At 41.1% G+C, this 15285-nt stretch carries 14 protein-coding genes; 8 read left to right on the plus strand and 6 right to left on the minus strand.

Going from position 1 to position 15285, the window contains the following annotated elements:
* Window positions 1-36 precede the first annotated feature (36 nt).
* The 7 genes from O0550_RS07970 (at window position 37) to O0550_RS08000 (ending at window position 7025) form a co-directional block, all read left to right on the plus strand.
* A complete protein-coding gene (locus tag O0550_RS07970; RefSeq protein ID WP_101669316.1) occupies window positions 37-1047 on the plus strand; it encodes a FecCD family ABC transporter permease in 1011 nt (336 codons plus the stop codon).
* The gene (locus O0550_RS07975) at window positions 1047-2084 is read left to right on the plus strand and encodes a FecCD family ABC transporter permease (RefSeq protein WP_101669317.1); all 1038 of its coding nucleotides are present in this window, start codon (window positions 1047-1049) and stop codon (window positions 2082-2084) included. The genes O0550_RS07970 and O0550_RS07975 overlap by 1 nt, the downstream gene beginning before the upstream one ends.
* Before the next feature lie 14 nt (window positions 2085-2098).
* Window positions 2099-2938, plus strand: coding sequence for an ABC transporter ATP-binding protein (locus O0550_RS07980; RefSeq protein WP_096886441.1), 840 nt, complete (start codon window positions 2099-2101; stop codon window positions 2936-2938).
* Window positions 2939-3327: 389 nt separating this feature from the next.
* Window positions 3328-4302, plus strand: coding sequence for an ABC transporter ATP-binding protein (locus O0550_RS07985; protein ID WP_003334177.1), 975 nt, complete (start codon window positions 3328-3330; stop codon window positions 4300-4302).
* Complete coding sequence (locus O0550_RS07990) at window positions 4299-5147, plus strand: ABC transporter permease (RefSeq protein ID WP_003342211.1); 849 nt, start codon at window positions 4299-4301, stop codon at window positions 5145-5147. The genes O0550_RS07985 and O0550_RS07990 overlap by 4 nt, the downstream gene beginning before the upstream one ends.
* Before the next feature lie 10 nt (window positions 5148-5157).
* Window positions 5158-5946, plus strand: a complete 789-nt coding sequence (locus O0550_RS07995) for an ABC transporter permease (protein WP_371807996.1) — start codon at window positions 5158-5160, stop codon at window positions 5944-5946.
* 29 nt (window positions 5947-5975) lie between these two features.
* Window positions 5976-7025 (plus strand): ABC transporter substrate-binding protein, encoded by a 1050-nt coding sequence (locus O0550_RS08000; RefSeq protein ID WP_003334173.1) that lies wholly within the window; start codon window positions 5976-5978, stop codon window positions 7023-7025.
* Between the two features lie 117 nt (window positions 7026-7142).
* On the opposite strand, the gene O0550_RS08005 is transcribed toward O0550_RS08000, so the two are convergent.
* The 4 genes from O0550_RS08005 to cls form a co-directional block, all read right to left on the minus strand.
* A complete protein-coding gene (locus tag O0550_RS08005; RefSeq protein WP_258425986.1) occupies window positions 7143-7955 on the minus strand; it encodes a class I SAM-dependent methyltransferase in 813 nt (270 codons plus the stop codon).
* Between the two features lie 108 nt (window positions 7956-8063).
* Entirely contained in the window at window positions 8064-8336 is a 273-nt protein-coding gene (locus tag O0550_RS08010; protein ID WP_003342206.1) for a hypothetical protein, read from the minus strand.
* A gap of 179 nt (window positions 8337-8515) precedes the next feature.
* On the minus strand, window positions 8516-9892 hold the full coding sequence (locus tag O0550_RS08015) for an aspartate kinase (protein ID WP_003334170.1): 1377 nt from the start codon (window positions 9890-9892) through the stop codon (window positions 8516-8518).
* Between the two features lie 277 nt (window positions 9893-10169).
* Window positions 10170-11681, minus strand: coding sequence for a cardiolipin synthase (gene cls, locus O0550_RS08020; RefSeq protein WP_258425987.1), 1512 nt, complete (start codon window positions 11679-11681; stop codon window positions 10170-10172).
* Window positions 11682-12069: 388 nt separating this feature from the next.
* On the opposite strand from cls, the gene O0550_RS08025 reads away from it, so the two are divergent.
* Window positions 12070-13524 (plus strand): catalase, encoded by a 1455-nt coding sequence (locus tag O0550_RS08025; RefSeq protein WP_258425988.1) that lies wholly within the window; start codon window positions 12070-12072, stop codon window positions 13522-13524.
* 58 nt (window positions 13525-13582) lie between these two features.
* Here the strand turns inward: O0550_RS08025 and O0550_RS08030 are convergent, their stop codons facing one another.
* Complete coding sequence (locus O0550_RS08030; protein WP_396125752.1) at window positions 13583-14230, minus strand: sterol desaturase family protein; 648 nt, start codon at window positions 14228-14230, stop codon at window positions 13583-13585.
* A 23-nt stretch (window positions 14231-14253) separates the two neighbouring features.
* Window positions 14254-15279: a DUF2804 domain-containing protein gene (locus tag O0550_RS08035; RefSeq protein ID WP_258425989.1), complete on the minus strand. Its 1026-nt coding sequence runs from the start codon at window positions 15277-15279 to the stop codon at window positions 14254-14256.
* Window positions 15280-15285 lie beyond the last annotated feature (6 nt).

Below are 15285 nucleotides of genomic sequence, written 5' to 3' on the forward strand. Positions count from 1 at the left end.
TACTGAAAGAATGCAAAAAAATAGGAGAACACTGAAATGGGAAAGAGCATCTTAGAACGGCCTTTTGTAAAAGCAATAGGTCTACTACTCGGATTGTTAGTATTGCTAGCTTGTATGCTCGTCAGTGTCGTTTACGGTGTCATTAATACTGATATACACACTCTGATAGAAGCTTATACACATTTTAACGGAAGCAACGAACATATTGTCATTCTTGAAACGAGAGTTCCGCGCAGTATTATTGCAGCAGCCATAGGGATTAATTTAGGTATAGCAGGTTGTATTCTGCAAGCTTTGACACGTAATCCGATTGGGGACGTAGGCATCTTTGGAATAAATGGGGCCGCTTCATTTGCTATTGTTTGTTCTGTTGGTTTCTTAGGAGCAAACTCTATGCAAGCCTTAACCTGGGCTGGTTTTACGGGAGCCCTGCTAGGTGGGATCGCTGTTTATATCTTAGGCTCTATTGGTCGCGATGGGATGACTCCCTTAAAAATGACATTGGCAGGTGCGGCATTAACCGCTCTATTCTCTTCCTTCACGAATGGAATTTTAGTTACAAATGAACAAGCCTTAGAGGAAGTATTATTTTGGTTAGCTGGCTCTGTAGCTGATCGTAAGCTCTCCTATTTAATGGAAGGGTTACCGTTCATGATCGCAGCATGGATAATAGCACTGCTGTTAGCCCCAGCAATTAATACGTTCATGCTAGGAGAAGACGTAGCAAAAGGCTTAGGACAGCGAACTCTTTTGTTAAAAATCGGAATGGGTGCAGTTGTGATTATTTTATCTGGCTGTTCGGTGGCTGTAGCAGGACCAATAGGCTTTGTAGGTTTGTTCACTCCTCATGTAGCTCGTTACCTTACTGGAAACGATATGAAGTGGACAATATTGTACAGCGGATTATTCGGAGGAATTTTACTGGTTATCTCTGATATCTTAGCTAGGGCGATAGCGATGCCTCAGGAATTACCAATTGGTGTAATGACAGCCTTATTTGGAGCTCCCTTCTTCATTTATGTCATTCGAAAGGGGATGCTTCGTTGATGAAAAAACTCCTTGTTTTTCGACTTAAAAAACCAAACATTTCCTATTTAATGGAAAAACGTGTGCTATGGATCGTGCTTGCTATTCTGTTCCTAACATTTATGGCAATGGTATGGAGCGTCGGAATAGGTGAATATCCGATTTCTCCCTGGAATGTTATGAAAGTGTTTCTTGGATTAGGAAGCGACCAGGAAAATCTGATTGTCATGAAATTTCGCATGCCTCGTCTTTTGACAGGTATGCTCGTTGGAATGGGGCTTGGTGTATCAGGGGCAATCCTTCAAAGCATCATTCGCAATCCACTCGCTTCTCCTGACATTATTGGCATCACCAGTGGAGCTAGTGTTGCAGCAGTCGTCTTCATTGTTTTGTTTGAAACAGCGAGTATTTTCTGGCTTCCGTTGTTTGCTATTGTAGGAGCTGGTATTGCAGGCTTACTCATTTATGTCTTAGCTTGGAAAAAAGGAGTAACTCCTGTACGACTAGTATTGATAGGCGTTGGTGTGAAAGAGATTTTAGCCGCTCTTACCACCTTAATCACCGTTGCAAGCCCGCTGTATTTGACGCCTAAAGCTAAAATTTGGCTAACAGGCAGTGTCTATGGAACATCATGGGATACCGTATCTATGTTAGCTCCTTGGATCGCTTGCTTTATGTTACTCGCCTTTATATACGGTCGTAGTGTCAACCTGCTGCAATTAGGAGATGATGTGGCCCAAGGAGCTGGCTCTGCTGTTGAATTGCATCGACTCATCCTATTGTCCTTCTCCGTGGCATTGGCAGGCGCTGCTGTGGCCATCGGTGGGGCAATCAGCTTTGTTGGACTGCTAGCTCCTCATATTGCAAAAAAGGTAGTAGGTCCTGTTTTTGGAGCTTTATTGCCCGCATCTGCACTGCTGGGTGCTCTTATCGTCTTAGTCTCTGATCTCGTAGCTCGCACTGTTTTTGCGCCACTTGATCTGCCTGTAGGAATTTTCACCTCCCTCATCGGAGCGCCATTCTTTATATTTCTATTGGTTAAAAATCGTAATAAGTAAGGAGATGAGATGCAATGTCTGCTCTAGAAACCAAAGGACTAACCCTGCAATACGGGGATTCCATTATAATTGAAAATCTTGGCCTGCGAATTCCTAAGGGTGAAATTACCGTTTTAATTGGAAGCAATGGTTGTGGGAAATCCACTCTTCTTCGCTCCTTGGCTCGATTATTAAAACCGGCATCAGGACATATATTATTAAATGGGAAAGGTATTGCAGAACAAACAACAAAAGAGATCGCCAAGCAAATGGCTATTCTGCCACAGGGACCGATTGCACCAGAAGGATTAACTGTCTTGCAGCTAGTGAAACAAGGACGTTATCCACACCAAAACTGGCTCAAGCAATGGACTGATGAAGATGAGGAAAAGGTCGCCTTTGCTCTGGAAGTGACGCAATTAACAGAGCTAGCTCACCGTCCCATTGATTCGCTTTCCGGTGGTCAGCGCCAGCGTGCTTGGATTGCTCTTACACTGGCTCAAGATACGGATATTATTTTGCTGGATGAGCCTACTACCTATTTAGATATGACTCACCAAATTGAAGTGCTTGATATTTTATTTGAATTAAATCAGACACGTGCATCTACAATTGTCATGGTGCTGCATGATCTTAATTTAGCATGTCGATATGCACATCATTTAGTCGCTGTTCAAGATAAACAAATTTATGCTCAAGGTAGTCCAGAAACCGTACTGACCGAAAAAATGGTCGAACATGTTTTCCGTATGCAATCGAAAATTATTGCCGATCCTCTGTATGGAACACCAATGTGCATCCCTGTAGGAAACAGTCGCCGGATACTATCATCTGCAAAAGATGAGATTTTGCCAGCACAACGACTTGCTACGTAAAACGATAACGGGATGTATTTGAAGCATAAATGATCTCCATAAAAGTCATCATGCAAATGTAGATTATTTTGTGGATATTTGGCTCTAGAACTCGACAAACGATCGTCTTTCACGTTACAATCCTCGTGTGATAGTTTTTGCCATTCATAATTACTTTGTGTCTGACAGACAATCTATCTAGAATACATATTGCTCTTATAACTGTTACGAGGCTACTTGCACGCTACTATGAACATGTCTCCGTCGCTAGTTGATGGAGATTTTTTCTTGCTTTTTTATTTGTGATTTCATTGAATTTATTGCCCCAATGATATATCTTAATATTTAGCGTTTTTTTAGAGTAAATTGGGTGAGAACTACTAAATTTATATAGAGATGGGAAATGATAAATGAAAACGATCATACACTTGGATTCAGTGGAAAAAAGCTTTAATGATCACGTGGTCATTCCCGCATTTTCACTGTCAATCCAGGAAGGTGAATTCATCACTTTGCTCGGTCCCAGCGGATGCGGAAAAACGACGCTGATGCGCATGATTTCTGGGTTTGAAGAGCCTACTTCTGGACATATCTACCTGGATGGAAAGGATGTAACCAAAATCCCTCCTTACCAACGAGATATGAACATGGTATTTCAACATTATGCTCTGTTCCCACACATGACCGTTGCTGAAAACATTCTTTTTGGTTTAAAAATGAAAAATGTGCCTCAGGCCGAACAAAAGACTCGTTTGGAAGAAGTGCTGCATTTTACACAACTGACCGAATATCAGAAACGTAAACCAAAACAGCTATCTGGTGGACAGCAGCAACGTGTTGCAATTGCCCGTGCGATCATTAACAATCCAAGGGTATTATTATTGGACGAGCCGCTTGGTGCGCTCGACTACCAACTGCGCAAAAACCTTCAGGTTGAACTAAAAAATATTCAGCGGAATCTCGGCATTACCTTTATCTATGTGACGCATGATCAGGATGAAGCTATGTCGATGTCAGACCGCATCGCGGTTGTAAACCAAGGTCGAATTGAGCAATTGGGCACACCAGAAGAAATTTATTACAAGCCAAACAGTCTGTTTGTTGCAACCTTTATTGGTGAAAACAATATCTTAAATACAAAAGCAGGTCTTTTAGGAGTACGTCCTGAAAAGATTCGTTTATATAAAGAAAATGAGGAAGTAGCTCGACACAAGAGCAAGGGAATCATTGAAGATATTATTTTCTTAGGTAATATCTTTAAGGTGTTTGTCCGCGCCGAGGACGACATTGTTATTACTGCACATCTTTACGAAAAAGGCTCTTGGCACAAAGGCGAGAGAGTTGGTGTATTCTGGGCAGAAGAAGATGAGGTGATTCTGCGTTGAAAAATAAAGGAAAGCTACTTGCTCTCCCAGGATTCCTCTGGTTAACGATCTTTTTCTTAGTGCCCATGCTTTTTGTGGTTATGCTTTCTTTTCTGAAGAGGGGAGTATACGGGCAAATCGTCTATGAATTTACACTAGCTAACTATGCTAGATTCTTTGAATCGCTATATGTACAAATCTTTATCGAAACCTTGCTTGTATCCGTGGGAACGACCATCATTTGTCTGTTGTTGGGTTATCCTTTAGCTTATATGATTACCCGACTAGATCGTAAGTGGCAAAACTTATGGCTCTTATTAGTGATGATTCCATTTTGGATTAATTTTCTGGTTCGCTCTTATGCTTGGGTCATCATTTTACGTACACAAGGTCTTGTAAATACTGTTTTGCAATCGCTTGGCCTTATCGACCAACCGCTCACGCTCTTGTATACACCAGGAGCTGTTTTGCTCGGGATGGTCTATGCGTTGTTGCCGTTTATTATCTTGCCGATCTATGTCTCCTTAGAACAATTAGATCGTAAAAAGCTGGAGGCTGCCTATGATTTAGGAGCTACACCAGCCAAAACATTTTGGCACATTACCCTGCCTCTAACTATGCCGGGAGTTGTAAGCGGCTGTATTTTAGTTTTCGTTTCTTCACTGGGTATGTTCGTTGTTCCAGATGTAATGGGTGGAGCTAAATCTTCACTATTTGGTAATGTCATTCAAAACCAATTCCTGTCTGCACGTGATTGGCCATTTGGTTCAGCATTATCCATGGTGATTGTACTCTTCTCGATCATCATGATTTATTTATACTATCGCGCAACAAAAATGCAAGAGAAACAAGAAGGGAGAGGATGAGGCGATGAAAATGCGTAAAAATCTCCTGTTTGCATACTCCTTGGCGATTATCGGGTTTTTATATTTACCGATCGCCGTACTCATCCTCTATTCTTTTAATGATTCGAGGATCAATGCCACTTGGTCAGGTTTCACCTTAAAGTGGTACACTTCTCTGTTTGAAAATGATCGTGTGCTAGATGCATTGACGAATAGTTTGATTATCGCTGTAGTTACAACGGTGGTCACTACCATTCTGGCAGCCTTTCTGTCACTGGCCCTCCATCGTTACAAATTTCGCTTTAAGCAAGCATTCAATGGATTAATTTATTTACCAATCCTAATTCCCGATATTCTGATGGGATTATCCTTGCTGGTCATGTTTAGCCAATTGTATATGCCGCTGGGTAAACTAACGATCATTATCGCTCATATCACCTTTAGCTTGTCTTTTGCGGTGGTCATCATTACTGCTCGTTTAGCTGGTATGGGGCAGGAATTGGAGGAAGCAGCCCAAGATTTAGGCGCCTCCTCGTTTAATACGTTCCGTTATATTACATTGCCAATTATTTCCCCAGGACTGATCGCGGCTGCTTTAATGACGTTCACGATGTCTCTGGATGATTTCGTCATCAGCTTCTTTGTAGCAGGACCAGATTCTACTACGTTGCCACTATATATTTATGGTATGGTCAAACGTGGTGTCTCTCCTGAACTAAATGCCCTATCGACAATAATGATTCTCGTGATTGTGGTATTAATTGTCCTTGCAGAATCACTTGCTTTTAAAGGTACCGGAAATAAAACCACTCAAGACTAAACTTTTTTCTCACAGGAGGAGGATATGCTATGCGTTTACTTAAGGCCATTGTGCCAATCGTTATGACTACTGTACTTGCCCTGACTGGATGCTCATCTAATAGCGGAAAAGAAGAAAGAGTATTAAACATCTATAGCTGGGCAGATAACTTTAATATGGATGTTATTAAGGATTTCGAGCAAAAATTCGATGCTAAGGTCAATTATGCGATTTTCTCCAGCAATGAAGATATGCTAGCAAAGGTTCAGGCTGGCGGTGCTCAATTTGACCTTATTCAGCCTTCCGATTACATGGTTGATACGATGATCAAATTAAACCTACTAGAGGAACTGGATAAATCAGCGATCCCTAATCTGCAAAATCTAGTGTCTACCTTTAAAACACCTCCGTATGATCCAGACAACAAATACTCTGTCGTATACACATGGGGTGTAACTGGGATTGCCTATAATAAAAAATATGTAACAGAGCCACCAACAAGCTGGAGCGATCTATGGAATCCGAAATATAAAGGTCGTGTTGTAGTATTAAATGATTCTCGTGAAGCTTTAGGCATGTCCTTGAAAAAAAATGGCTTCTCCAACAGTACAATCAGTGAAAAAGAATTGGATATTGCCAATGCTGACTTGAAGAAACTGTTACCGAACCTATTAGCATTTGATACGGACACCATCAAACAAAAATTCATTGCCGAAGAGGCTTGGATTGGTACTGTTTGGTCTGGTGATGCAGCCTTTATTTATCCCGAAAATAACGACATTGGCTACGTTGTTCCAAAAGAAGGCGGAACCATTTTTGCTGATACCTTTGCCATTCCAAAGGGTGCCAAGCACAAAAAACTAGCCGAAGAATTCATCAATTACATGATGGACCCAGCAGTATCTGTGAAAAACTATGAAACAATCGGCTATAGCAATCCGAATGAAAAAGCGCATCCGCTGCATAGCGAAAAGTATCGCAACAATAAGATGATTTTCCTGTCTCCTGAAGAGATGAGCCGTACAGAGTGGTTAAAAGATGTCGGCGAAACCTTGCAAGTATACGATCGTCTATGGACGGAGCTAAAAAGCGGTCGTTAAGATATTGAAACGAAAAAACCTGTTGTCTACAAAAAACGTTGACAACAGGTTTTTATTTTGCCTATGTACCATGCTAATCTAGGCTATATTTGTTCTGATTCATTACGTAATGCTATTTTAATCGGATTGAACCTCTAGCCAACAAGAGCATCCCTCACAAACCGGATTCGTACTAAGAACACCCAGCCTGGTATACAGTGACTCTAGCATACTAAATAATTCGCAATCCTCCGCTACATAAAAATTAGGCAATAACAGCTTCAATTTGGAACCACCTAATAGATAAGACGCTAATAAATATTGCTCCGAATAGAAGAGGTTCATATATTCATGCGGATAATCATATGGTAAGAAAATGTCGTGAACTTGAACAATTACCCCTGGCTTTAAGATTGGTAGAATCTCTACAAAGGCAACTGTTACGTCAGAATTAGTAAATGAACGATGTGAGCTATCGATAAACAGGATATCTCCCGGTTCTAGCTGTTGGAAGAATTGCATCGGGAGCGTTTCCAGCGTTTGTCGAATGACCTCATCACATAAAGAATCAATCTCTGCTCTCGGTTGTGGATCAATCGAAATGATCTTAGTTGGTAAATGAAGATCCCGAATAGCCCTACGTGCAAACTTCGTGGAATTACCTGACCCTACTTCTACATATCGAGCCGGCTTATGTTTTGCTAAGAAAGTGTATATGGCTGCACCATCTATTAAAGGAAGCCAATTATTGCGATAAAACGGCTCTTGATCATTCTGTGGATAATCTAACGATATCGTAGCTAACGCATCAACATGCTTCATGGTCTCCTCAAGATATTCCTTATACGTACTGCGTTGCAGATCCATTTTTTGTTGGAGTTTTTCATGCGGGGGTTTTCCATATCCATGCCGTGGCAGAGGACATACAGGATATTCAAGAAAAATATTCAAAACAAAGCCACCTCATTTCATACTGGATAGAAGTTCTTCTTCTTTTCCTAATGTATGAATGGGTGGCTCTTCTGTTGCTTATATTCGACTTAATCCAATGTAAATAAATTAAGCAGTAATTGCTTCATTCAACGGCATCAGAATTTCAAAAACTTCTCCATGCTGTAGAATTGTGATGTTCTGTTTTTTAATTCTCATAACAGCAACTTCTGGCTTTTGCTTCATCATTTCGATATATTCATCAGGTACTTCTCCTGCGTCACTGATGGTAACGCCTTCTACTTCTTTTTCCTCATCCTCAGCCAAAGGTGTGTTAAGCACAACCTGATAAATTTCAGAAAACACGCTGTAATTGTTTGTAAATACAGTGATACATCTCATTGTCGACATGTTTCCTCACCCTTTCTTTTACATGTTGAATATCCGTGCCTGTTTTGTTGTCTGTTCTACCTTTATAAGATATCCAAATCATGTACGATCTATCAACCTTGAAATAGGGGTATCTCTGTTACACGTAGGAAATCATGTCCAGACAACGGACAACCTTGCACTTATCTATTTTAGCATATTCCTAGAGAAAGCTCTTCTTCTTTGTAAAACTCCTGGTACAAAGCTATGACAGCATTATCTGCATCCCCTGCTCTTACACCAAACATTAAATTAACTTCTGATGAACCTTGGTTAATCATTTCGATATTAATATCGGCGATAGCCAACGCTGTGGCTGCCCGAGCAGAAATACCTACAGAAGACCTCATTCCCTCTCCTACCAGCATAACAAGAGCCATATTATATTGTACATGTACATCGTCTACATGCAACTCATTTTTTATGCGAGATACAATTCGAGCCTCTTTTTCCTTTGTGAGCTGATGTTGACGAAGAATGACTGTAATATCGTCAATTCCAGACGGACTATGCTCGTAGGACAGGTGCTCCTCTTCAAGAATTTGCAAAAGCCTTCTGCCAAAGCCGATCTCTTTATTCATCAAGTATTTACTTACATATATGCGACAAAACCCTACATCACTGGCAATACCAGCTACAATGCGAGAAGAATTATCTCGTCTGGTCACAATTTTTGTCCCTGGTGCTGATGGATTATTCGTATTTTTTATGCAAACAGGAATTTCAGCACGAAAGGCGGGTATTAACGCTTCCTCATGAAAAACAGAAAAACCTGCGTATGATAATTCCCGCATTTCTCGATATGTTATTTCCTTTATCTTACACGGATTAGGAACTAACTGTGGATTTACTGCGTACACCGAATCAACATCAGTAAAATTTTCATATAGCTCTGCTCTAACAGCAGCGGCCAAAATGGAGCCGGTCACATCAGAGCCTCCACGTGAAAAGGTTGTTAGCTTCCCCTCCTGTGTATAACCAAAAAAGCCCGGAAAGATAAGCAACCCTTCTTTCTCTTTTAATAGAGCTAATTTTTCATAAGCCTCTGGAAGTACCTGAGCATTGCCATATTCACCACTGACTAGAAGACCTGCATCTCTTGGATTAATGTACGTCGCTGGGGCTCCTAGTGTTCTTAGATATTCTGCAACCACTCTGGCACAATTATCTTCTCCTGAGGCCTTTACTACATCCATAAAACCTTCTGAGTCTTCTTTATTCCATTGCAACAATTTTTGAAGATTAGCTATGATTTCCCCTATGCATGTTGGCGGTAATTGTAGCTCTGAACAAATTTCCTGATAACGATCGACAACCGCCTGCCATTCCGCTTGAGCTTGCCCTGATTCAATTAATTTCTCCCCAAATGTAATCAGTAAATCAGTGACCTTGATATCTTCCTTATAACGCTTTCCAGGAGCTGAGACCACAATAAGCCTACGAGTCCCATCATTCAGAATGATCTGACATACCTTGCGAATCTGTTCGGCGTTAGCCAAGGAAGTACCACCAAATTTACATACTTTCATGTCGTTCCCTCCACCATTCCGTATTGCTTCTCTTTAGGTTGTACACTATCCTACCTCTTGCTTTTTCATATGTCTATCACACAAACTCAAATTTCCTCATTTTTTACAGTTTTAACCTAAAATAAGGAGGAATGGTGATACTACCAATTTGCAAAAACAGATAGTATCACCTTATCCGACCTTCTACTGTTTACACTCTACCACATAATCCATTCCATGAAAACTATTGTCCTTTCCACATGTACATTTCATCCAAAAAATTTTTATTTAGCTATCTTTAGAGAAGAGGCGAGAATAGCCGCGCTACAGATTCTACATATTTACGGCTAATGGTTTTAGGCTCTTCGTTGCTTACTTTACTATTGCTAATATCCTGTTCAAATTGCGCTGTTAGCTCCTGAATGAAACGTGACCTTCCATAAAAAAGGGCGTTAACTTCAAAATTGAGATAAAAGCTTCGGAAATCCCAATTGCTCGTTCCCACTAGTGCTTGATTATCATCGACTAGTAACACCTTGGCATGTAGGAATCCCTTGTCGTACAAATAAATGCTAACCCCCGCTTTTCTTAACTCGTCGAGGAAGCTTTGAGAAGCATAGTAGACCAGCTTGCTGTCAGGAATGCCTGGCAGGATAAGCGTTACCTCTACTCCTGCCTGTGCAATGGTGCACAAGGCTACCAGCAGCACCTCATCAGGGATAAAATAAGGGGAGGTAATTTTCACCGATTTTTCTGCCCGCATGATCATTTGCAGGAAGGTTTGGCGAATGGGCTCCCAGCGTTCTCGTGGGTCAGTCTCAATCACCTGAATCAGATGCTTATTCTCATGCTCATCAATCGTTTCAACAGTTGATTTGCCAATCTCTTCGTCATGCTGCTTCGTCTGGGCAGAACTAGTTGCTACCTCAGAATTCGACATATTTATGGTAAGACCAGACACCATCTTCCAGTCTTTTATAAAGATTTTTTGAAGCTCGCAGGCAGCTTCTCCAGTAACCTGTATATGAGTATCTCGCCAAAATCCCAGCTTAGGATCTTCCCCTACATATTCTTTTCCAATATTGCAGCCTCCAAAGAATCCAATAGCATTATCAATCACAACGATCTTGCGGTGATTGCGATAATTAAGTCGTATTAAAGTTCGTAAATGCTTACGCGGACTGAATCTGTAGAACTGCCCGCCAGCTTGGCGTAGTTCATCAGCCCAAGCATCAGGAAAGGTTTTACTTCCTATATCGTCCACAATAACGCGTACCTCACAGCCTTGCTCAGCCTTTTTCTTCAATAAATCAAGCAGAGATCGTCCCACATAATCTCCTTCAATTGTATAAAACAATACATGAATCTGATACATGGCTTTGTCTATTTTTTCCCATAAAGCAGTGAAAAAAGGAGCCGCTTTATGAAATAATTCCACTTGATTTTCCTGTGTTAGTTGCGCACCCGCATTAGATTGATTGAATCTGATCAGCTTTCTAATAGACGACCCCAAGCAACTCGCCTCTAATTGAGAGTCTTCATCTGTACATCGCAAGGCTAATCCTTGTGGAGTGTCGGTGATTTGATTTACCCTCTTCTGATACTTGTTATCCTGTCTATCCTTCTCCTCGTAACTCCAAAATCTCCCTATAAGAAAATAACAAAAAATTCCAATCATCGGAAAACTATATACTGCAAAAATCCATGCTAATGTACGCTCTGGCATACGTTTTTCCTTAATAATAAAACTTGTAAAAAGGAGCGCAATGATAAGATGGATGATTGTTGAAACAAAAAAGTAATACAGCATAAAATCACCCTCGCTTTTCAACCGGTCATGTAGGGAAAATAATTCATTGGTATGTAGGTTTCCTACTTTCCTGCCAAATCATGATTAGTAATCACAGGGAATTAAAAAACCAGCAGGATCATTGCTTCTGCTGGCCTTATTAAAACTTCTATATTCATAATGTAAAACGTTGCAAACGTCCCTGCATTTCATCGGCTAGATTAGATAGTGCCCGCGAGGATGTGGATGAGTATGTTCGAACAGTTTTATCTAAATATTCCGGTCAAACAGAGGCCACTGCTTAACATTTTCCATTGACAAAAATGACTTTCATTTTATAATAATTATAAATTAGTAATTAATATATTTATTTTATGATAATAACTCTAATCAAGGGAGAGGTTCATATATGGATAAAAAACCACGTTTAACTACCAATCAAGGTGTTCCTGTAGGCGATAATCAAAATTCTCGCACTGCTGGGAAAAGAGGACCTGCGACATTAGATGATTATCATTTAATTGAAAAGTTAGCTCATTTTGATCGAGAAAGAATTCCTGAGCGTGTTGTGCATGCTAGAGGTTCAGGTGCGCATGGGGTTTTCGTAGTGACGAACAGTATGCGTTCATATACGAAAGCTGCCTTCCTACAGAAAGTAGGACAAAAAACGCCTGTCTTCGTTCGATTCTCAACTGTTATTCATGGGCAGGGTTCCCCAGAGACTTTACGTGACCCACGTGGCTTTGCTACCAAATTTTATACAGAAGAAGGCAATTATGACCTTGTCGGTAACCATCTACCGGTGTTTTTTATTCGTGATGCCCTGAAATTCCCTGACATGGTTCACTCCCTAAAGCCATCTCCTGATACAAATCTCCAAACCCCAGACCGTTATTGGGATTTCATGACACTAACTCCTGAATCAACGCATATGCTTACCTGGCTATTTTCTGACTATGGTACACCTGCTACCTATCGGCAAATGGAGGGTTTTGGTGTCCATGCATTTAAATGGGTCAATGCAGAAGGCCAAGTCGTATATGTAAAATATCATTGGAAACCAGCCCAAGGCGTTAAGAATTTAACTGCTCAGGAGGTTTCAGAGATTCAGGCAAAGGATTTTAACCACGCTACCCGAGACTTGTATGATCATATTGAAGCCGGTGATTTCCCTCAGTGGACGCTCTATGTTCAAATTATGCCTATCGATGAGCTGGATTCGCTGGATTACGATCCACTCGACCCTACAAAGATTTGGGATGAACAAAGCTATCCATTACAAGAAGTGGGTGTGATGACCCTGAATCGCAACCCACAAAACTTTTTCGCGGAAGTAGAGCAGGTTGCCTTCTCTCCAAGTGCAACCGTTCCAGGTATTGAGCCTTCAGAGGATAAGCTTTTGCAAGGACGCTTGTTCTCCTATCCCGATACACAGCGCTATCGGTTAGGCACTAACTACTTGCAACTCCCGATCAATTGTCCGTATGCTCCAGTCCATAATCAGCAACGCGATGGTGCAATGCCATTCAAGCAGCAAAGCTCTCCTGTTAATTATGAACCGAGCCGGCATGCGGAAAATCCTGTAGAAGATCCTGCATACAAGGAGTCTAAAACACCTCTGGTTGGGTATGTTAGTCGTGAAAAAATTGATAAACCGAATGATTTTGCCCAAGCTGGCGAGCGTTATCGCAGCTATAGTCCAGAGGAACAAGCCAATTTAATTGCTAATCTGGCTAACGATTTGGCTACTGTACATGAGCGAACAAAAATGCTTGCTATTTGCAACTTCTTCCGTGCGGATCGAGATTTCGGCATGCGCCTCGCTAGTGCTCTGAATGTTGACATTAGCTCCTATGTCAAATAACCAAAGGAAAACACATAATAAGCCCATCTCAGACACTTTAGAGATGGGCTTCCTGCTTTTATTTCATATCGTTTTGTTCCAAATTACGAGCTGTAGAGCTACGGTTGATTTGTTTCTCATTCTTATAGGTACAAAATAATAGATCGAGGGCAGGATTGGTTACGCCATACCAATAGTTTTCGTTTTTATAGTGATGCCAAAGATGCATTCTCTTCATCCATCTCCCCCATGGAGTGATCGGCTGCACAGGTTGGTGTGCAATATAATGGGTCCATTCATAATAAAGTAGATAACCCATAATCCCTGTTACAAATGCAACCATAAGAGAAAAATCCTTTGTGATGAAAAAAGCGGCACCCCCTGCAAGCATGATCAGAGGCAGGCTATACCAGACTGGTAGGAACAACAGATTCAATTGATTGGGTGATACATGATGATCGTAGTGTAATCGCTTTAGCATTGCTAAAAGCCAACGTATTTTAGGGGGGGTCATATGAAAGATAAATCGATGGATGAGGTATTCGCTGACCGCGTAGGAAAGCATCCCGATCGCCAATGCCATCCAAACATGAATTCGATGCATATCAGGAATTAACCATAAAAAGCCGAAAGCAAACAAAATGCTAATCACTAGCACATCAAATTGGCTAAAATATTGTTTAATATACCCCTTCAACAGATTAAACCCCCTGTTTTTTCTTATCATTCCAACTGATTGTTACCTGCCTGTTACCACCTTGCCTGTTGATCTTCACAGATTCCCCAGACATCATCTATCCTGATTATTTCGCTGTTCTTTGTTTGAAGCGTCCCACTATACTTTCCAATATATTGTTGTAAATGAGTGGATAATGCCAAATAATTTTCGCGTTTCTCCTGATAATAAATAGGGGTAAATTTGAGTTGAACGCGGTCGCTGCCAATGCTCGAGATGCGCCACGGTTTCATAGGCGAGGTTTTATCATATTCAAATTGAATCGGTTCTGCTATTTTTTCAGCTCGCTGTTGAATCAACAGGCCATTTTCAGTCATTCCCGTTCCATCCGTCCAACCAGCCCCTAAGTTACACCCACACCAGCTCCCCCTCCATTGAAAGCTACAAGTCATCCAATTCCATTTGGTTACATAAGGCCAAACACCACGACCAAAATCGAGGCTCGCTGATGTCGTCTCCTGTGTAAGATTGTAACGTTTACTGCCTATGCGTACCTTACCTTCGACTGCTCTTCCCGGTTGTTTTTTTGTATATTGAAATCTTCTATTACTCCAAGGAATGACCATATGCAAGGCTTCCGCAGTCTCTGAGATACTAATTTCTATTGAAAAAGGCATCCCTTCTCTATTCATCCCATCAGCCACGATCATTGTAGTCGTCTGCTGAGACGTAAAAGAAATCTGAAGATGCTTATGCTGAAAATGAACATCACCATGGACAGAATCAGGCAAATATATTCCTCTCGCAAAGGGCACCTTTACCGTTTGCTCCACTTTCTGACCCGATTGAAGATCGATCAAATGAAAAAATGCTACTCCGATATAATCCAAATGACAAACAGCTACCGTTATAATAACTTGATTATTTACAATAAACCAAAAATTCCACTTCTTTTTCCGCCCTAAATGCCCCGGTATCTGACAATCGTGCAAGGGATAACGCGACCAGCCAATGGCCTTTGGTCGCAAATTTCCCCGTCTGTCACAAAGAATGGTATGCTCTGTAATCTCTTTTTCAATATGAGCAGGAAACGCCGCCATAGTGTC

The organism is Brevibacillus halotolerans (assembly GCF_026891775.1).
In the GTDB taxonomy this organism is placed as follows: Bacteria; Bacillota; Bacilli; order Brevibacillales; family Brevibacillaceae; genus Brevibacillus_B; species Brevibacillus_B halotolerans.

Bases quoted from the DNA above. Each gene is read 5' to 3' on its own strand.
- O0550_RS07970 (WP_101669316.1), top strand. From the start codon at position 37: ATGGGAAAGAGCATCTTAGAACGGCCTTTTGTAAAAGCAATAGGTCTA.
- O0550_RS07975 (WP_101669317.1), top strand. From the start codon at position 1,047: ATGAAAAAACTCCTTGTTTTTCGACTTAAAAAACCAAACATTTCCTAT.
- O0550_RS07980 (WP_096886441.1), top strand. From the start codon at position 2,099: ATGTCTGCTCTAGAAACCAAAGGACTAACCCTGCAATACGGGGATTCC.
- O0550_RS07985 (WP_003334177.1), top strand. From the start codon at position 3,328: ATGAAAACGATCATACACTTGGATTCAGTGGAAAAAAGCTTTAATGAT.
- O0550_RS07995 (WP_371807996.1), top strand. From the start codon at position 5,158: ATGCGTAAAAATCTCCTGTTTGCATACTCCTTGGCGATTATCGGGTTT.
- O0550_RS08000 (WP_003334173.1), top strand. From the start codon at position 5,976: ATGCGTTTACTTAAGGCCATTGTGCCAATCGTTATGACTACTGTACTT.
- O0550_RS08010 (WP_003342206.1), bottom strand. From the start codon at position 8,336: ATGAGATGTATCACTGTATTTACAAACAATTACAGCGTGTTTTCTGAA.
- O0550_RS08015 (WP_003334170.1), bottom strand. From the start codon at position 9,892: ATGAAAGTATGTAAATTTGGTGGTACTTCCTTGGCTAACGCCGAACAG.
- cls (WP_258425987.1), bottom strand. From the start codon at position 11,681: ATGCTGTATTACTTTTTTGTTTCAACAATCATCCATCTTATCATTGCG.
- O0550_RS08025 (WP_258425988.1), top strand. From the start codon at position 12,070: ATGGATAAAAAACCACGTTTAACTACCAATCAAGGTGTTCCTGTAGGC.
- O0550_RS08030 (WP_396125752.1), bottom strand. From the start codon at position 14,230: ATGATAAGAAAAAACAGGGGGTTTAATCTGTTGAAGGGGTATATTAAA.
- O0550_RS08035 (WP_258425989.1), bottom strand. From the start codon at position 15,279: ATGGCGGCGTTTCCTGCTCATATTGAAAAAGAGATTACAGAGCATACC.